Origin of the sequence: Proteus sp. fly-1008, assembly GCF_040140305.1 — a bacterium.
Lineage (GTDB): Bacteria > Pseudomonadota > Gammaproteobacteria > Enterobacterales > Enterobacteriaceae > Proteus > Proteus vulgaris_B.
This window is the reverse complement of the sequence record NZ_JBEEWH010000003.1, coordinates 167391-186205: the sequence shown is the minus strand read 5'-3', so window position 1 is coordinate 186205 and position 18815 is coordinate 167391. Positions and strand designations below refer to the sequence as shown.

The 18815-nt window shown below is 35.9% G+C and carries 15 protein-coding genes and 1 other RNA gene; 9 read left to right on the top strand and 7 right to left on the bottom strand.

The genetic code is table 11. The features are described 5' to 3' along the window. Positions 1–256 precede the first annotated feature (256 nt). The 5 genes from acnB to ABN256_RS07390 all read left to right on the top strand — a co-directional run bounded on the left by acnB (position 257) and on the right by ABN256_RS07390 (position 6237). On the top strand, positions 257–2854 hold the full coding sequence (acnB, locus tag ABN256_RS07410) for a bifunctional aconitate hydratase 2/2-methylisocitrate dehydratase (RefSeq protein ID WP_197268969.1): 2598 nt from the start codon (positions 257–259) through the stop codon (positions 2852–2854). 136 nt (positions 2855–2990) lie between these two features. Further along, positions 2991–3362 (top strand): YacL family protein, encoded by a 372-nt coding sequence (locus ABN256_RS07405; RefSeq protein WP_196554023.1) that lies wholly within the window; start codon positions 2991–2993, stop codon positions 3360–3362. A 92-nt stretch (positions 3363–3454) separates the two neighbouring features. Then, on the top strand, positions 3455–4315 hold the full coding sequence (mscS, locus tag ABN256_RS07400) for a small-conductance mechanosensitive channel MscS (protein WP_196554024.1): 861 nt from the start codon (positions 3455–3457) through the stop codon (positions 4313–4315). Positions 4316–4791: 476 nt separating this feature from the next. After that, the gene (argO, locus tag ABN256_RS07395) at positions 4792–5415 is read left to right on the top strand and encodes an arginine exporter ArgO (protein ID WP_196554025.1); all 624 of its coding nucleotides are present in this window, start codon (positions 4792–4794) and stop codon (positions 5413–5415) included. Positions 5416–5502: 87 nt separating this feature from the next. Continuing rightward, positions 5503–6237 carry an oxidative stress defense protein gene (locus ABN256_RS07390; protein ID WP_072069241.1) on the top strand — a complete coding sequence of 245 codons (735 nt, stop codon included), beginning with the start codon at positions 5503–5505 and terminating at the stop codon, positions 6235–6237. Positions 6238–6307: 70 nt separating this feature from the next. Here the strand turns inward: ABN256_RS07390 and ABN256_RS07385 are convergent, their stop codons facing one another. Then, positions 6308–7207, bottom strand: coding sequence for a LysR family transcriptional regulator ArgP (locus ABN256_RS07385; RefSeq protein ID WP_109407438.1), 900 nt, complete (start codon positions 7205–7207; stop codon positions 6308–6310). A gap of 161 nt (positions 7208–7368) precedes the next feature. Between ABN256_RS07385 and rpiA the strand changes: the two genes are divergently transcribed. Together rpiA and serA are read left to right on the top strand one after the other, a co-directional pair. Further along, positions 7369–8025, top strand: coding sequence for a ribose-5-phosphate isomerase RpiA (rpiA, locus tag ABN256_RS07380; protein ID WP_196554026.1), 657 nt, complete (start codon positions 7369–7371; stop codon positions 8023–8025). Positions 8026–8297: 272 nt separating this feature from the next. Then, on the top strand, positions 8298–9548 hold the full coding sequence (gene serA / locus ABN256_RS07375) for a phosphoglycerate dehydrogenase (protein ID WP_072069238.1): 1251 nt from the start codon (positions 8298–8300) through the stop codon (positions 9546–9548). Positions 9549–9619: 71 nt separating this feature from the next. Here serA and ABN256_RS07370 read toward each other — a convergent pair whose 3' ends face one another. From ABN256_RS07370 to zapA, 6 genes are all read right to left on the bottom strand, one after another. Further along, positions 9620–11740 carry a type I secretion system permease/ATPase gene (locus ABN256_RS07370; protein WP_331459167.1) on the bottom strand — a complete coding sequence of 707 codons (2121 nt, stop codon included), beginning with the start codon at positions 11738–11740 and terminating at the stop codon, positions 9620–9622. Between the two features lie 18 nt (positions 11741–11758). Continuing rightward, positions 11759–13120, bottom strand: coding sequence for an HlyD family type I secretion periplasmic adaptor subunit (locus ABN256_RS07365; RefSeq protein WP_349439303.1), 1362 nt, complete (start codon positions 13118–13120; stop codon positions 11759–11761). Positions 13121–13122: 2 nt separating this feature from the next. Next, the gene (locus tag ABN256_RS07360; RefSeq protein ID WP_197268971.1) at positions 13123–15183 is read right to left on the bottom strand and encodes a peptidase domain-containing ABC transporter; all 2061 of its coding nucleotides are present in this window, start codon (positions 15181–15183) and stop codon (positions 13123–13125) included. A 122-nt stretch (positions 15184–15305) separates the two neighbouring features. After that, positions 15306–15899, bottom strand: a complete 594-nt coding sequence (locus ABN256_RS07355) for a 5-formyltetrahydrofolate cyclo-ligase (protein WP_196554931.1) — start codon at positions 15897–15899, stop codon at positions 15306–15308. Between the two features lie 172 nt (positions 15900–16071). Next, positions 16072–16255: non-coding RNA, 6S RNA (gene ssrS, locus ABN256_RS07350), on the bottom strand. Between the two features lie 110 nt (positions 16256–16365). Continuing rightward, on the bottom strand, positions 16366–16695 hold the full coding sequence (zapA, locus tag ABN256_RS07345) for a cell division protein ZapA (protein ID WP_036934918.1): 330 nt from the start codon (positions 16693–16695) through the stop codon (positions 16366–16368). Between the two features lie 176 nt (positions 16696–16871). Here zapA and ABN256_RS07340 point away from each other — a divergent pair, with 176 nt between their 5' ends. Then, positions 16872–17450 carry a YecA/YgfB family protein gene (locus tag ABN256_RS07340; RefSeq protein ID WP_115350656.1) on the top strand — a complete coding sequence of 193 codons (579 nt, stop codon included), beginning with the start codon at positions 16872–16874 and terminating at the stop codon, positions 17448–17450. A gap of 51 nt (positions 17451–17501) precedes the next feature. Further along, positions 17502–18812, top strand: a complete 1311-nt coding sequence (pepP, locus tag ABN256_RS07335) for a Xaa-Pro aminopeptidase (RefSeq protein ID WP_109407432.1) — start codon at positions 17502–17504, stop codon at positions 18810–18812. Positions 18813–18815: the final 3 nt, after the last annotated feature.

Sequence of the window (18815 nt, the reverse complement as noted above, 5' to 3'; positions counted from 1 at the left end):
GGTTAAAAGTCTCTGTTATATATTTTGTTTAAGTGTTTTAATCTGAATAAGTGGATATTTGAATCTGATTAATGTTACTTTTATGTGAACGAATTAACATCGTGTTGAAGATTTGCTATGCTGATAGCCCTTAGCTGGGCATAATTTCACAACCTCTTATGTTTTATGCGAGCAAAAGATCCTCTGACCTGGCACCTTATTAACAAGGTGCAGACAGCCGGGTTATACAAAATGACAAAGAAGCGAGGAGACAGTCGTGCTAGAAGAATACCGTAAGCACGTAGCAGAGCGTGCAGCTGAAGGTGTCGTTCCAAAACCTCTCGATGCCACACAAACAGCCGCACTTGTTGAGCTATTAAAAACCCCCCCTAAAGGTGAAGAAGAATTTCTTCTTGATTTAATTGTTAACCGTGTTCCACCCGGAGTTGATGAAGCTGCCTATGTTAAGGCGGGTTTTTTAACTGCCCTCGCGAAAGGCGAAACCACATCACCCCTTATCTCGCCAGAAAAAGCCGTTGAATTATTAGGTACCATGCAAGGTGGCTATAATATTCATGCTTTAATTGAATCTCTGGATAACAATAAATTAGCCCCAATTGCAGCTAAAGCGCTTTCACATACCTTATTGATGTTTGATAACTTCTATGATGTTGAAGAAAAAGCCAAAGCAGGCAATGAGTATGCTAAACAAATTATGCAATCTTGGGCTGATGCAACATGGTTTACTGAACGTCCAGAATTAGCAGAAAAAATAACTGTTACCGTATTTAAAGTCACTGGTGAAACTAATACCGATGACTTATCTCCAGCACCAGATGCTTGGTCTCGCCCAGATATTCCATTACATGCTTTAGCCATGTTAAAAAATGCGCGCGAAGGGATTGAACCTGATCAGCCGGGTAGTGTGGGTCCTATTAAACAAATTGAAGCATTAAATAAAAAAGGCTTTCCACTAGCTTATGTTGGTGACGTTGTAGGGACGGGTTCTTCTCGTAAATCAGCGACAAACTCCGTACTTTGGTTTATGGGAGATGATATCCCATTCGTTCCTAATAAACGCGGTGGTGGCGTTGTTCTCGGTGGTAAAATTGCACCTATCTTCTTTAACACTATGGAAGATGCAGGGGCATTGCCTATCGAAGTTGATGTTTCTAAATTAAATATGGGTGATGTTATTGATATTTACCCATATAAAGGTGAAATTCGTAACCATGAAACGAATGAGTTACTAGAAACCTTTGAGCTGAAAACAGAAGTATTAATTGATGAAGTTCGTGCTGGTGGTCGTATTCCATTGATCATTGGTCGTGGGTTAACGTCAAAAGCACGTGAATCACTAGGCTTACCAGTTAGCACACTATTCCGTCATGCTAAACCTGTTAAAGAAAGTAACCGCGGTTTCTCACTAGCTCAGAAAATGGTAGGCCGTGCTTGTGGCCGTACAGGTATTCGCCCTGGCGAATATTGTGAGCCAAAAATGACCTCTGTCGGTTCACAAGATACAACAGGTCCCATGACACGTGATGAGTTAAAAGACTTAGCTTGCCTTGGTTTCTCTGCTGATTTAGTGATGCAATCATTCTGCCATACTGCGGCTTATCCAAAACCGGTAGACGTTACAACACATCATACTTTGCCTGACTTTATTATGAACCGTGGTGGTGTTTCACTGCGTCCGGGTGATGGTATTATCCACTCATGGTTAAACCGTATGTTATTACCTGATACTGTTGGTACAGGTGGTGACTCGCATACTCGTTTCCCTATTGGTATCTCATTCCCAGCAGGTTCTGGCCTAGTGGCTTTTGCTGCTGCAACTGGGGTTATGCCATTAGATATGCCAGAATCTGTTCTGGTACGTTTTAAAGGCGAAATGCAACCGGGTGTGACACTGCGTGATTTAGTTCATGCTATTCCTTATTACGCGATCCAAGATGGTTTACTGACAGTTGAGAAAAAAGGTAAGAAGAACATTTTCTCTGGTCGTATTCTTGAGATTGAAGGTTTACCAGAACTAAAAGTAGAACAAGCATTTGAGCTTGCTGATGCATCAGCAGAACGTTCAGCGGCAGGTTGTACCATTAAACTGGATAAAGCGCCTATCATTGAGTACCTGCAATCTAACATCATCTTATTGAAATGGATGATATCTGAAGGTTATGGCGATCGTCGTACTATTGAGCGTCGTATTACTTCAATGGAAAATTGGCTGAAAGATCCGCAATTACTTGAAGCGGATGCTGATGCAGAATATGCCGCAGTGATCGAAATTGATTTAAATGAGATCAAAGAGCCAATTCTATGTGCCCCTAACGATCCAGATGATGCTCGCCTGTTATCTGAAGTAGCAAACAGCAAAATTGATGAAGTATTCATTGGTTCTTGCATGACTAACATTGGGCACTTCCGTGCAGCGGGTAAACTGCTTGATCAACATAAAGGTCAATTACCAACACGTTTATGGGTTGCTCCACCAACAAAAATGGATGCCGCACAATTAACGGAAGAGGGCTATTATAGCGTCTTTGGTAAGAGTGGAGCACGTATCGAAGTACCTGGTTGTTCACTATGTATGGGGAACCAAGCGCGTGTTGCTGATGGTGCAACTGTTGTTTCAACCTCGACACGAAACTTCCCCAACCGTTTAGGTACAGGTGCAAATGTGTATCTTGCTTCAGCAGAACTTGCGGCAGTTGCTTCATTATTAGGTCGTTTACCTGAGCCTCAAGAGTATCTCGACTTTATGAATAAAGTCGATGAAACTGCAGAAGATACTTATCGCTATCTGAACTTTGATCAACTTGCCCAATATACAGATAAAGCAGACCAAGTTATTTTCCAAACAACGGTATAACGATTAATTTATTGCTTTAAACGTATTTAATATGAACAAACGGGAGGCTAATGCCTCCCGTTTTTTGTTATTTTTGTCATAATAAGAATAGGGTATTTTTTATTTAAAAGCGAAAGCTTAATAAGGGGCGTACACCATGGATTATGAATTTCAGCGAGATCTCACTGGCGGTATACTAGCCCGATTTTCGATGGATCATGAAGCAATAGGTTATTGGTTGAATGATGAAATTCAGGGCGATATTAATCTTATAGACCAAATTCTTGAAGAAATGGAAGGCATTAAAGGTAGCGAAAGACAATGGGAACTCATCGGTAAAGAATATAGCCTTTCGATTGATGATGAAGAAGTGATGGTCAGAGCGAATACACTCCATTTTGAAACAGATGAAATGGAAGAGGGCATGAGCTATTACGATAACGAAAGCATTGCTTTTTGTGGTTTAGACGATTTTGCTACCATGCTACAGAAATATCGGTTATTTATTCTGGAAAATAGAAGGAATTAACAATTCCTATTTATTTATGAAATAAATATGCCACAATATACTATTGAACAGCTATTCTTCTTATTACATTTTTAAGTCTTAAAGGTGGTCTAATGAATGAATTACCCGCGAGTTTAGATGAAGCAACAGGTTGGTTTGTTGCGAATCAAGATCTCTTTATTCAATATGCTGTGAATATTGTTGCCGCATTTTTGATCCTATTTATTGGTCTTTTTGTCGCAAAAATGATTGGTAAAGGTGTCGCAAGAGTTCTTACATTGCGCCATATTGATGCTACTGTTGTGACATTTTTATCTGTTTTAGTTCGTTATACTGTTGTTGCTTTTACCTTAATTGCTGTATTAGGACGATTAGGTGTACAAACAGCCTCCGTTATCGCAGTATTAGGTGCTGCAGGTTTAGCGGTAGGCTTAGCATTACAAGGTTCACTGTCTAACTTTGCGGCAGGTGTATTAATTGTTATTTTCCGCCCAATTCGTACTGATGAATATGTGATGATTGGTGCAGTTGAAGGTACGGTGAAAGATGTACAAATTTTCTCAACCACACTACGTTCAGCGGATGACAGAATTATTGTTATTCCAAATAGCAAAATTATCAGTAGTGAAGTCATTAACTTAAGTCGTGAGCCAAATCGCCGTACACAAATTATTGTCGGTGTGGCTTACGATGCGGATATTGATAAAGTAAAACAAGTGTTAGGTGATGTTGTTGCTAAAGACAAACGCATTCAACATGATAAAGACGTGACTATCCGTTTACATGAAATGGCGCCATCTTCATTAAACTTTGTGGTACGTGTTTGGACAACCAATGGTGATGCATGGCCTGTTTATTGGGATCTAATGGAAGATTTTAAACGTGCATTAGATGCAAACAATATTGGAATTCCATTCCCACAAATGGATGTTTATATGCATCAAACACAAAGTACGACAGCGAAAGCAGAATAGTCTCACAAGAATAGATGACACAGAGCCACGTTAATAACGTGGCTTTTTTGTATGATGAGAAAGGAAGCATAATGAGATAACACAGATTAGAAAGGGATTGGGTATTAAAGATGGAGATAATCTTAAGGAGTTTCTTTTTTGTTTTTCATTATGTTGAGGGCTATCTTGTTTTCTCTTTGGCTCTATTATTATTGTGGTATTCACATAAAGCAGCTAAAAAACGAACATGTATTATCTTATTTATTACCGCATTAATTGTGGTAATGCCTCATATTGTTATCTGGTCTAATTTTATTTTTATGTTATTAATGAATATGGTTATTTCATCTTATTAATCTTAGTGAGATTTTTATTTTTTCCATATTTTATTATCATTAGTTTTTCTTATTAACAATAAGAATGATTCATTTCCTCTAATATCAAAATCCCTCTATTATTCAGCTAATTCCTAACGAATAATTATTAAGGTATTTTGCATGTTTACAACTTTTATTCAGGGTTTTTTATTAAGTGCAGCCATGATTTTACCGATAGGTGCACAGAATGCTTTTGTTTTACAGCAAGGGAGTAAAAAACAATTTCATTTAATGAGTGCATTTTTATGCGCTTTAAGTGATGTTGTATTGATAACAGCAGGTGTTTTTGGTGGTAGTGCATTACTTAGCCAATCAGAAACGCTTTTATTCTTGATCACATGGGGAGGAGTGGCATTTTTACTTTGGTATGGTTGGAATGCATTTAAAACCGCTTTTTCAAAAGATATTGAATTATCACAAAGTGAAAATCAGGTAAAAAGTCGTTGGCGTGTGATTGTGACATTAATTGCCGTAACTTGGCTTAATCCTCATGTTTATTTAGATACTTTTGTTGTGATAGGTAGTATTGGAGGACAATTAACCTCAGATCTTCGACCTTGGTTTACAATTGGTGCGGTATTTGCCTCTATAAGTTGGTTTTTTGCATTATCACTACTTGCGGCTTGGTTTTCTCCCATATTAAGCAAAACACGCTCTCAACGTATGATTAATTTGTTTGTAGGATGTGTGATGTGGTTTATTGCTGTTCAATTAGCTGCGCAAGGATGGAAAACTCTCTTTTAATCTTAAAGAACTTTACATCATATATGCTAATGTTCTTCTTAGTCCTAAAAACAGGGCATTAAAATTAATCTTGTCAGGGGGTTTTTTGTGAAATTAAGAGCGATTGTATTAGCATCCGTGTTTACGCTGGGATTACCTTCCATTGCACTAGCCGCTTCGGAGCCAGAAGGACCACATATTACAACATCGGGTAATGCGACAATTAAAGCGGCTCCTGATATGGCGACATTAAATATTCAGGTTAATGAAAGAGCAAAAGATGCAGCTCAGGCTAAGAAACTAGTCGATGAGCGTGTTGCAAAATATTTTGCCTTCTTAAAAGAAAATGGTGTTGTGAAGGAAGATATCGACGCCGCCAATATCCGTACTCAACCAAACTATGAGTATGATAAAAAAGCAGAGCGTTCGGTGATTAATGGTTATACAGCAACACGTACTGTGAATGTCAAAATTAAGAAATTAGAACAGCTTAATACGTTACTTGATGGCGCATTAGCTGCGGGTTTAAATGAAATTAATAACGTTGAGTTTGGCGTAAATAATCCAGAACAATACAAAGTAAAAGCACGAGAAGTGGCCATTAAAAATGCCATTGATCAAGCAACTTCTGTTGCAAAAGGTTTTGGTGCAGATTTAGGTGCAGTCTATAGCGTAAGCTATCGTGCGCCAGAGGCGACACCTTATCCAATCGCACAAGTACGTATGGATGCAATGGCATTAAAAGCCCAAGCTCCAGCGGCAGTGCAAGAAACTTATGAACAACAAAGTATCGAATTTAAAGATTATGTGGATGTTGTTTTTGAACTAAAACGCACTAAATAATCATGTTACGGTAAAAAATAGGCTTCCTAGAGAAGCCTATTTTTTGTATTAAAAGATGATAATAATCGTGTTACTCTTCACCTTGTTTTAAAACCTTACGGCCAAAATCAATCAGTGCATCTGTCACTTTTCTCATCGTTCTACTTTCTGGTGCAAAACGGTGCCAATAAAGCATACGTCGCTGGCAAAGTCCCGGAGTTAAATCAACCAACTCTCCACTCTTTAGCTCATTAGCAATTTGCAGATGAGGGATCATGCAACATGTTGAACCTTGTTTTGCTAATTGCACAAATGCTTCAGAAGAATTAACAATATGGCAAGGCACGCTACCTGGAGATAAACCAAAGTTTTGCTGTAAAAATGCCTGATGCATATCATCAAGATGGTCAAATGCAACTGCAGGGGCTTTTAATAATGACGACTTAGTTACGCCATTCGCAAAATAACGTTGAGCAAAATCAGGAGAGGCCACAAATAGATAATCAAGAGCGCCTAATTGATCAACAAGGCAACTTGGTAATGCTTGTGGCTGAATACTGATTGCACCAACTACTTCGCCTCGTCTTAAGCGTTCTTGTGTTCGCGTTTCATCTTCAACTTGTATATTAAGCCGAATAGGCAGTTGTGTTAAAACTGGATGCAAAGCAGGTAATAACCACGTTGCCAAACTATCAGCATTTACCGCCAAAGAGAGTAAAAGCGGTGTGGAGCCACTATTTTCATCACCTAACCATTGTTCTTCAAGTAATTCTACTTGATGCAATAATGCCAATAGTTTTTGCCCTTGCTCTGTGGGTTGAGGGGGAACAGTACGCACTAATAGTGGTTGGCCGAATAAGTTTTCTAATTGTTTAATACGCTGTGAAACGGCAGATTGTGTAATACATAACTTTTGTGCTGCTCTTTCAAAACCACGTTCGCGAATGACGGCATCAAGGGCTTGTAATGCTCGATAATCAGGGCGTTTCATTAACAGACTCTCTTTGATTTTATATTCTGTTGCTTACTATGCCATATTTTTTGTAGTAATGAGTTAAAATGTTGCTTCTCAGTTTTTGATGTGTCTCGTGCTAGTTTTGAATGCAATATGCTATTCTTAGTCCATTAACGTGATAAATAAGGTTTTTTTAAATGACTCAGGATGAATTGAAAAAAGCAGTAGGTTGGGCGGCGCTTGAATATGTAAAACCCGGTACTATCGTGGGAGTTGGAACAGGTTCCACAGCTTCTCATTTTATTGACGCATTAGCGACAATGAAAGGTCAAATCGAAGGTGCGGTTTCAAGTTCAGAAGCATCAACAGCAAAACTAAAAAGTTACGGCATTCCTGTTTTTGACTGCAATGAGGTCGATTCTTTAGATATCTATGTTGATGGTGCTGATGAAATCAACCACCAGATGCAAATGATCAAAGGTGGCGGTGCTGCATTAACGCGAGAAAAAATTATTGCAGGTGTGGCAAAAACATTTATCTGTATTGTTGATGAATCTAAACAAGTCGATGTATTAGGTAAATTCCCACTGCCTGTTGAAGTTATTCCGATGGCGCGCTCTTATGTAGCTCGTGAATTAGTTAAATTGGGTGGCTTGCCTGAATATCGTGAGAACGTGGTAACAGATAATGGAAACGTTATTTTAGACGTTCATAACTTAACAATTCTTAACCCTATTGAACTGGAAAATAAAATTAACAGTATTCCTGGTGTAGTTACAGTAGGATTATTTGCTAATCGTGGTGCAAATGTTGTTTTAATGGGAACGTCTGAAGGCGTTAAAACGATTAAGTAAGATGACTAAAAAGAGGTGGCTATGGCGACCTCTTTTTAAAATTATTTTAGAAACTGCAAATTCAGTGATATATATCACACCATAGTTATATCTCTCTTTAAAATCCTGCCTTTTTCAAAGTCAAAATCATTTTACTCGGTAGAAAATCGCTTTCTTTATTGCTTATTCTGTCATCACTGCAATCGGTTGTATTGCCACAAACTCTATTTTTGTTATGTTGTTGAGACAGGATTTTGTTTTTCATTAAATGTAACAACGATAGGGCAGGGTAAATGGTCAAAGTATCTTTGGAAAAAGAAAAGATAAAGTTTCTACTCCTTGAAGGTGTGCACCAAAGTGCAGTAGAAAATTTAAGAGCGGCGGGTTATACCAATATTGAATATCACAAAGGTGCGTTATCGGACGAAGAATTAAAAGAAGCTATCCGTGATGCACGTTTTGTTGGTCTTCGTTCCCGCACTCATTTAACAGAAGAAATTTTTGCAGCCGCTGAAAAATTAGTTGCTGTAGGATGCTTCTGTATTGGGACCAATCAGGTTGATTTAGATGCGGCCTCTCGTCGCGGTATCCCTGTTTTCAATGCGCCTTTCTCAAACACTCGTTCCGTGGCTGAGATGGTGCTAGGTGAATTACTGTTATTACTGCGCCGTATTCCGGAAGCAAACGCGAAAGCCCATCGTGGTGTTTGGGATAAGCAAGCTAAAGGCTGTTTTGAAGCGCGTGGTAAAAAACTGGGTATTATTGGTTATGGTCATATTGGTACACAGTTAGGTATTTTGGCTGAAAGCGTGGGTTTAGATGTTTATTTCTATGATATTGAAAACAAACTGCCACTGGGTAATGCAACACAAATTCGTCATTTGTCTGAACTATTGAATATGTGTGACATTGTCAGCTTACATGTACCAGAAACACCATCAACAAAGAATATGATCGGTCATGAAGAAATTCAGCGCATGAAACCAGGTTCAATTCTTATCAATGCCTCTCGCGGTACTGTGGTTGATATTCCTGCATTAGCACAAGCGTTAGAATCAAAACATTTATCTGGTGCTGCCGTTGACGTGTTCCCATCAGAGCCTGGTGCAAATAACGATCCTAACGATCCGTTTGTCTCTGAACTTATTAAATTCGATAATGTGATATTAACGCCACATATCGGTGGTTCAACACAAGAAGCGCAAGAAAATATTGGTTATGAAGTTGCAGGTAAATTAGCTAAATATTCAGATAATGGCTCAACGCTATCTGCGGTTAACTTCCCTGAAGTTTCATTACCAAGCCACGGCGATGATGTAAACCGTTTACTGCATATTCATGAAAACCGCCCTGGTATGATGAATAGTATCAATAATGTGTTTACTGAACAAAACATCAACGTGGCAGCACAATTTCTGCGAACTTCAGGCAATGTAGGTTATGTTGTGATTGATATTACAACTCAAACCAAGGCTCAAGCAGAGTTAGTCTTGCAACAAATCAAAGCATTACCAGGTACTATTCGTGCTCGTATGCTGTACTAATTATTGATATAATTATCAGTAATATATTAAAGGCTCGGTATTTCGAGCCTTTTTTGTTTCTTTAAACATTATTATTGAACTTGCTGTTTCCATAATTGGTAATAAAGCGCTCTATTTTCAAGCAAATCCGAATGAGTTCCTTCTTCCAATACTCGTCCTTTATCTATGACATAAATATAATCTGTATACACTAATGTATTGAGACGGTGTGCAATGCTAATTACAGTTCTATTTTTACAAATCCGAGGTAAACTTGCCAAAACTTGTGCTTCAGAGATGTAATCTAATGCTGATGTGGCTTCATCTAAAATAAGAATACGTGGATTTGTTAATAAAGCTCTTGCCAGTGCAATACGTTGGCGTTGGCCTCCTGATAAGTTAGACCCTCTCTCTCCGACTTGAGTGTTAAATCCCAAAGGAAGTTGCTCAATAAACTCTAGAGCACCTGCAAGTTGGCATGCTTCTATTAATTCTTTTTCACTTGCATTGGGTTTTGATAAACGAATATTTTCGACAATAGAACCACTAAATAAAAAACTTTCTTGTAGAACAATGCTAATACTTTGGCGTAATGAGAGAGGATCGGCGATAGCCAAATCCATGCCATCAATATAAATTTGTCCTTGTTGAGGAGTATAGAGACGTTGAATTAAACGCGTAACGGTACTTTTTCCTGAGCCAGAGCGACCTGTAATACCAATAAATTGGCCTGCAGGAATAGAGAACGAGAGTGATTCAATAACATCTGGCGTATGGCAGGTATAACGAAAATAGACATTTGAAAAATCAATATGACCTATGATTTTGGGCACTGTTACTAATCCATTATATTGGTGTTCTGTCGGTGTATTTAAAATCTCACCAATACGACGTAGAGAAATCGTTGCTTGTTGAAAATCTTGCCAGCATTGCGCTAAACGTAAAATAGGCTGTGTGATATGTGCAGTAAAGAGATTAAATGCAATAAGTTCACCCACTGTTATTTGTGTATTAATAATTAAATTAACACCTTGCCACAAAATAATCGCTGTTGTGATTTTATGAATGATAAATATAAGTTGTTGAGCTAATAAATTTTTTTTAGTTGCTGAAAATCGTTTGTTAATCTGATCGGCAATTTTATATTGCCATTTATCGATAAAAAGATTTTCTGTTGCTGTAATTTTTATGGTTTCAATACCAGTAATTGTTTCGGTTAATAAACTGGTAGTATCAGCATTAGCTTGATATTCCTGCTCAACCCAATAACGAATAATAGGGCCAAGGATCAGCCAAAGTGTAAAATAAAGAACTAATGCACCTAACGTTATCCAAGTTAGTGGTACAGAATAAGTAAACATCACAGAAATAAATACAATAATAAAAATTAGGTCGAGCACTAACATCAATGCGGAACCAGTAATAAATTGACGAATATGTGAAAGCTCTTGAATACGGGCAATTATTTGGCCTGACTGTCGCTGGTTAAAAAAAGAACTCGGTAAGCGAATAAGATGTTGATAAATTTTACCTGAAAAATCAGCACTAAATTGGCAAGAAATAAATGTATACAATTTGTCTCGTAGAAAAAGATAAACAGGTTCAGTGATTGCAATTAAGAGTAATAAATAACCTAATAAATGTAAGTTTGATAAATTTCTTCCAGTTAATACCTTATCGATTAATGTCTCAAAAATTAAAGGATTCACTAATGCGAAGAGTTGGCTACAACTTGATAAAATAAAAACTAGTAAGAGTGATTTTTTTTGTTTTAAAATAGAAGAAAAAAACCAATTAATATTAAATTTATTACGCAATGATATGTGTTCTTTATTGGTTATGAATACTGTGCTTAATTTTTGTTTTTTATCTATTTTATACTCTATGGTGATATTTCTTTTAATATCAAATATTATTAAAAATTCTTCTTTTTTTTCTTTTAAAATATACCATTGATTGTTTATTTCAATAAGAGTATCAATAAGGTGATGTTTTTTATCCTCATAATCAAAAATATCGAATTTACATTTTAAATTAAGTAATTGAGCAGCTTCTATAACATTCCATTTATTAAATGAATTATCCTTTCCAAGAAAGTGAAAAACATTCTCACTTTTTATATTTCCATTGTTTTTTTTAGAAAAATAAATTAATCCATCAATAATGGAGTAATTGTATTTTTTCATTTTTATAATATTATTTATATATTTCATGAGATTAAATACCCGATCTTATTTTTCAGTCAGTGCGTTATGTCGATAAACTTCTATTGGGCTTAAAACATAATCAATAACACGGCGTTTATCCGTAATTATCTCGGCGACTAAAGACATTCCTGGGGTAAGCTGATAGTACTGATTATTTTTTTCAATGGTTTGTTTATTTAATCTAATTGTAGCAGGGTAAACTAAACCTAATTGTTCATGTTGAACAGAATCTTTAGCGATATTAATAATTTCACCTTCAATTGTACCGTAACGAGTATAAGGAAAGGCATCTATTTTTATCATTGCTTTTTGCCCTATGTGAATAAAACCGATATCTCTATTGAGAAGATTAACCTCTGCAAAATTCTCTTGATGTTCGGGAACTATCGTCATGACACTTTGTGAAGGTTGCAATACACTACCGAGTGTATAAATAGAAATTTGTTGTACTGTTCCTGTGATGGGTGAACGTACGATTTTGAGTTGCTGTCGCTTTTGGAGGTGATTAAAATTTTGAGTATAAATTAATAACTCGCTCTCATATTTTTTATATTTATCATGCCATTCTAGTTTTTTTTGTTTTTCTAATTGTTTTAAGTTTTCATGTAATTGTTTTTCTTGGTTTTTAATAATATAAAATTCTGAATTTTTTATTATTATTGAACGATTTATTTCTAATAGCTCTTTTTCACTTTCAAGATATTCCATTTTGCTAATTATTTTTTTATTAAAAAGATCTTCTTTAATAATAAATCGTTGCTTTATATTGTTTTGTATCTTTTTTAAAGACAGTAGATCATTGTAAGTTAGTGTTTGATTTTTATTATTTACTTCAATTTCGGTTTCTAATACATTTATGTTGCTATCGAATTCATCTTTTTCTTTCTGATAACCTAACAAGATTGATTTTTTTGTTTTATTATCTAATTTATTAAAATGATAAAGATTTTTAGGTGATACTTCTTGGCTCAAGGCTTGATAGCGAATTTTAAGTAATAGTAGATTCTCCCTTTTTTTTCTTATTCCTTTAATTTCTTCATCAACACCCAATATATCAAGTGTCAATAAAGCATCACCTTGATTAACTTTTTGCCCATCTTTTACATGAAGAATAGCCAATCGGCTAGGTTCATGTATTTGAATTATTTGGGAGCGACCAGTAACTACAAGCTTACCCGTTGCAGGGGATTGCACATCTAACTTCCCAAAATAAACCCACAAAATAAAAGCCACAATACTGAGTGAAATGGTAGAAGCAATGTAACGGCTATAAGGGGTTAATGGTTTTTCTATAAGGGCTATATGATTAGGATAAAAATCATAGTGGAACGGCTTTTTATTAAGTCGAAAGACAGTCAATAATAAGTGTTTTATATTTAATTTCATGCTCAACATCCTTGCTGAATTTGCCAAAGTTTTTTGTAATCACCGTTATTTTTAATTAAAGCTTCGTGTTTTCCTTCCTCCACAATTTGCCCCTTATTTAACACAATAATACGATGACAATCTCGTATTGTTGACAGACGATGGGCAATGATAATTACGGTTTTATTTTTTGTGATAAGTGGAAGGTTATTTTGAATAATTGCTTGAGAATCATCATCTAAAGCGCTGGTAGCTTCATCAAAAATCAAAATCTTAGGTGATGTTAATAAAGCTCTAGCAATAGCAATACGTTGACGTTGCCCTCCTGATAAGGAGGTTCCTCCTTCAGTGATCAAGGTGTCATATCCTAACGGTAATTTTAAGATAAACTCATGTGCGCCTGCGATTTTTGCAACATCAATAACCTCTTCTAAAGAAGCTTGTGGATGCATTAATTTAATATTGTCAAAGATCGTTAAGTGAAATAAAAAATTTTCTTGTAGTACGAAACCAATTTGTTGGCGTACATACTTTAAATGAAGTTGTGATAGTGGAATATTATCAAATTTTATACAGCCTGATTGTGGTATATACAGGCCCGAGATTAGACGTGCCAAGGTACTTTTCCCCGAACCTGAAGTTCCTACAATGCCAATAACTTCATGTTTTTTTATCTGTAATGAAATATTACGTAAAATAAGCGGTGTATTATTTTGATAACAGAAACTTACGTTATCAAACGTAATGTCTCCTTGAAGTTTGGTGTTTGATCCTTTGATATTTTGCTCATTAGGTAGATTAAGAATATCTTGTAAATTATAAATGGCTGTTTTTGTTCTGATGTATTTTCCCCAAATATCAATAGCGATTGCTAAAGGTTGTAGGCAATATCCTAGTAGCATAATAAAGGCAATCAGTTGACCAATTGTCATTGAGTGTGAAATCACTTCATAAGCACCTAGCCATAGCAGTAATGCTGTTGTTGTTTTATTGATAAATAGCACAATGAAGCGGGAGAGTGAGTCTATACCCTGAAGTGTTAAATTTTTATAGGTAAGCTTATGAATTTGTGTATGCCATTGTTGTGTAAATCGAGGCTCCAGAGAAAGGCTTTTAATGGTTTCGATGCCACTTAAACTTTCGGTAAGAAATGCCGTATTGGTCGCTATTTTTTGATAAAGCTGCTGAACGGATAATTCTATCTTTGGAGCAAGTAATTTAGCTAAAATAAAATAAAGGGGAATGGTTGCCATAAAAAAGAATGTTAGCTTTATGGATAAAATTGACATAACAAAGATAAATATGAAGATAAAAGATAAATCTATAAATAACATTAATAACGTATTGGTAATAAAGTCTCTAATAATATCTAACTCTTTTACTCGAGTTACAATGATCCCTGTTTGTCGAGACTTAAAGTAACTTATGGGTAGTTTTAATAAATGGTTAGCCATTTTTAAACTTAAGTTTATATCAATTTTATTTGCGGTATGATGATACATATATTCTCTAATACCTTTCAAAACTCCTTCTGAAATAGCAATAAAGATTAATCCAATCACTAATACATCAAGTGTTGATAATGCTTGATATATAATTACTTTATCCATAATAATTTGAGTAACTAAAGGGCTAGCCAAAGATAATAGTTGTAAGATTAATGAATAGAATAAAATACGATAAAAAATAGCTTTATATCGTATAAATGCAGGAAAAAACCATCTGATATCAAAATGATGCTGTGTTTTAAAATCAAGGTAATAAACATGATTTTTACTTATCTTAATGATTTTATCTTTATTAACTTCCTCTATTTTATGAGTTTGATAATTATAAATAAGAAAATTATTATCGCTTTGTTTTAATAATATGAATAAATTTTCATTTTTGTCATAAAAAATAATTTTATGATTAAGTTGTTTTTTAAATATAATTGATGGTTTTATTTTTTTTAATTTAAATTCATATTCTTTTTCTAAAGATTTTATGGTGTGGTTTTTTTTTATTTCTATTTCTTTGTTTTTAGTTAGGTTGATAATAATATTGATGCATTTTATAAGATGAACATCTTTTTCATTTTTCATTTAAATAAAAATACCTTTAGATTGATTTTGGATATAAAAAGGTATTTAAAATTCTTTCTAAAATAAAAAATATAAAAAAACACAGATATTATTCGGTGTTTTAAAATGAGTTGTTCAGAATATTAAAAATTCCATATTTTTTCTGGGGTGATGATCTCAGGTAATGGAACATCCCAATTTGCAATAGGAAGATGTTCAACTTGTTGGCAAGTATGAGCAAGCCCTATTGGATAAAATGATTTTTGTTGCCAATTTTCTAACGTTCTATCGTAAAAACCGCCTCCCATACCTAATCGTTGGCCTTGAGCATCAAAAGCCACTAATGGTGTAAAAATAATATCGATGTCATTTGGAGGAATAACTGCATTTACATTTAAAGGTGGTTCTGAAATCGCAAAGCGATTTTTCACTAAAATAGTGGTTGGTGTATAACGTAAAAAAAGAAGATGATAGCGATGAAAAGGGTGTAAAACGGGCAAACAAATCTGTTTCTTCATTTTCCATAATTGTGAAATCAAAGGCGATGTATCAATTTCACCATCAAAAGAGAGAAATAAGGCAAGAGTGTGTGCATGTTGAACTTTGGGGTGACTAAGAACGCGTTCACATAATTGATGAGCGGCTTGCTGCTGCTGTTGTGATGTGAGTAAACGTCGTTTTTGGCGAATTGCTTTACGTATCTCATCTCTTTGTTGAAACAGTGACTTCTGAGTCATTCTTTAATCCATCAATCAGTGGTGATCATTAAGTTGGAATTATCATTTTAGTCAATTTATCACACTTTAGAGGTAAGAAAGCGAAGAAGTTGAAGAATTAAGGAATTAGAGGCATAAAAAAAGTTTTAAATGTTAGGTATTTATAAAATACTTAGCATTTAAAACTTTAGTAGAGGTCTCCAAGATGCCGCCGTAGGCTGTAACCCTTGAACCCATGGTCCAAGGTGAACATAGTGTTGTTACCATTAGGCTGCCTGAACGAATCAGGTATGCTCACAAGTGACAGATCACCACATTCTATGTGTTTCGAATATCGGCTCAGGGGACTGGCCCACTGGCAAACATCTCAGAGAAATTTGGTGGATGCTGTTAAGCACCTTATCTATGAACTATTGTATTATTTTAATTGTAGAAAGCAACCTATTATCTGTGAATTTCGTGGCGTACGCATGCTTTCTGAACAAATCTACTTTGCAGTTGAAAAAGTGCGATCATGGTGCTTGCCTTGATCGTGTAAAGCTTGTTCAATAGATTGTTGTAGCATTTTTATCTTCTCTTCCATGTTGTAGGCATAGTCTCTAGTTTTTAACTTTTCTTCTGCCAACTCATGACTCATATTTAATGCCACGATAAAAATTAAGTGCTCTGTATTGGAAACACCACTGCGTTCTTTGAGATCTTGTAATCGTTGTTCAAGTTCAGCAGCAGAAGCCAGTAAAGCATCTTTTTGTTCTGGTGGGCAATTGACACGTAATGAGCGCCCAAAAATTTGAAGTTCAACGGGTTGTGCGGACATGATTCCTTCCTGACATAAAATCTGTGCTACGTGTTGAGTAGTGTATACGGTTATAACGCTGTATTAAACGCTATTACTACAAAAATTCCAATGATTAACATGGCTTAACTGGTACAGCGACTTCTATTGATGGTAGCATATCTTGAACTATTCCCCTAAATGCGACGTTTATTCTTATGTCAAAACAAAACACATTACCAAATTATCAATCTATAGATGCTTTATTACAGCAACATACTGTGCCTTTAACGGCAGCTGAAATGCACGGATTGATTACAGGATTTATTTGTGGCGCTGTGCGCGACAGTAGTTGGAAAACCTTATTGCATGATTTAACCAATGAAGGTTTAGCTTTTCCTAAAACATTATCAGACCCACTCGAAGCGCTTTATCACATTACTTACGAACAACTTGATGACAGTGTATTTAACTTCTCGATGTTAGTTCCTGACGAATCCGAATCCGTTTTTCTAAGAGCCGATGCCCTTGCTGGGTGGGTTAATCATTTTCTTTTAGGTTTGGGTGTTGCACAACCTAAATTATCTGAGCATAAAGAGTTGACTGAAGTTATCACCGATTTGCGTAATATTGGTGCGCTAGGTTATGAAGAAGATGAAAACCAAGAAGAACTTGAAGATGCGCTAGAAGAAGTCAGCGAATATGTAAAAGTATCTGTTCAACTTTGTTATATCACTTTTGTCGCACCAAAAGACAAAGAAAATAGTGAACAGAATGAGCAACGTATACTACATTAGTTTCATCATTCATTAGATAAACATAAAGATAAACGAAAGACAGGAGTGGGTATGAATAAGCAAGAATTTTTATCCCGTCGTCAGGCATTATTAGCTCAAATGAAGCCTGCGAGTGCAGCTATCTTTTTTGCAGCACCACCAGCGCAACGTAATGCGGATAGTGAGTATCCTTATCGCCAGCATAGTGATTTCCTTTATCTAACTGGTTTCAGCGAGCCTGAGGCCATCCTTGTGCTGATTAAGAGTGATGAAACACATAACCATAGTGTGCTCTTTAATCGCGTAAGAGATTTAACGGCTGAAATCTGGTTTGGTCGTCGCCTTGGACAAGAAGCTGCGCCTGAAAAATTAGGTGTTGATAAGGCACTTCCTTATGAGGATGTTGGTGAGCAACTTTACCAATTATTAAACGGATTAGATGTTGTTTATCATGCTCAAGGCGAATATGCATTTGCTGATGAAATCGTTTTTAATGCATTAGAAACTTTAAGAAAAGGCTCTCGCCGGAATTTAAAAGCACCTCAAACTATTATTGATTGGCGTCCTCTCGTTCATGAGCAACGTTTATTTAAATCTGACTTTGAACTTGAATTACTGCGTAAGGCAGGAAAAATTACAGCGTTAGCACATACTCGAGCGATGCAAAAATGTCAGCCGGGTATGTATGAATATCAGCTTCAAGGTGAAATAGAACATGAGTTTGTTTCTCATGGTGCTCGCTTCCCTTCATATAATAGTATTGTAGGTAGTGGTGAAAATGGTTGTATTCTTCACTATACCGAAAATGAAACCAAAATGCGTGATGGGGATTTAGTACTCATTGATGCAGGCTGTGAATATGAAGGTTATGCAGGTGATATCACCCGTACTTTTCCTGTTAATGGTAAGTTTAGCCGTCAACAACGTGAAATTTATGACATTGTCTTAAAATCCATCAATGTGTCTTTGGAATTGTACAAACCTGGTACAAGCATCAAAGAAGTCACTGAGCATGTCGTGTATATCATGGTCGAAGGATTGGTTAAACTCGGCATTATGCACGGTGAAATTGAACATCTTATTGAAACAAAAGCCTATCAGCGTTTCTTTATGCATAGCCTAAGCCATTGGTTAGGTCTTGATGTTCATGATGTGGGACATTATGGCACAGATCGTGATCGTATTTTAGAACCAGGCATGGTACTGACTATCGAGCCTGGGTTATATATCGCGCCAGATGCCGATGTACCACAAGAGTATCGCGGTATTGGTATTCGTATTGAAGATGATATTGTTATCACTGAAACTGGCAATGAGAACTTAACGGCTTCTGTCGTTAAAGATCCGGATGAAATTGAAGCTCTGATGGCAGGAAAAATTTAAGGC

Coding starts and splice junctions, on each gene's coding strand:
- ABN256_RS07340 (WP_115350656.1), top strand. CDS start 16,872: ATGTCAAAACAAAACACATTACCAAATTATCAATCTATAGATGCTTTA.
- ABN256_RS07370 (WP_331459167.1), bottom strand. CDS start 11,740: ATGAAATATATAAATAATATTATAAAAATGAAAAAATACAATTACTCC.
- serA (WP_072069238.1), top strand. CDS start 8,298: ATGGTCAAAGTATCTTTGGAAAAAGAAAAGATAAAGTTTCTACTCCTT.
- mscS (WP_196554024.1), top strand. CDS start 3,455: ATGAATGAATTACCCGCGAGTTTAGATGAAGCAACAGGTTGGTTTGTT.
- ABN256_RS07405 (WP_196554023.1), top strand. CDS start 2,991: ATGGATTATGAATTTCAGCGAGATCTCACTGGCGGTATACTAGCCCGA.
- ABN256_RS07360 (WP_197268971.1), bottom strand. CDS start 15,183: ATGAAAAATGAAAAAGATGTTCATCTTATAAAATGCATCAATATTATT.
- rpiA (WP_196554026.1), top strand. CDS start 7,369: ATGACTCAGGATGAATTGAAAAAAGCAGTAGGTTGGGCGGCGCTTGAA.
- zapA (WP_036934918.1), bottom strand. CDS start 16,695: ATGTCCGCACAACCCGTTGAACTTCAAATTTTTGGGCGCTCATTACGT.
- ABN256_RS07385 (WP_109407438.1), bottom strand. CDS start 7,207: ATGAAACGCCCTGATTATCGAGCATTACAAGCCCTTGATGCCGTCATT.
- argO (WP_196554025.1), top strand. CDS start 4,792: ATGTTTACAACTTTTATTCAGGGTTTTTTATTAAGTGCAGCCATGATT.
- pepP (WP_109407432.1), top strand. CDS start 17,502: ATGAATAAGCAAGAATTTTTATCCCGTCGTCAGGCATTATTAGCTCAA.
- ABN256_RS07365 (WP_349439303.1), bottom strand. CDS start 13,120: ATGAAATTAAATATAAAACACTTATTATTGACTGTCTTTCGACTTAAT.
- ABN256_RS07355 (WP_196554931.1), bottom strand. CDS start 15,899: ATGACTCAGAAGTCACTGTTTCAACAAAGAGATGAGATACGTAAAGCA.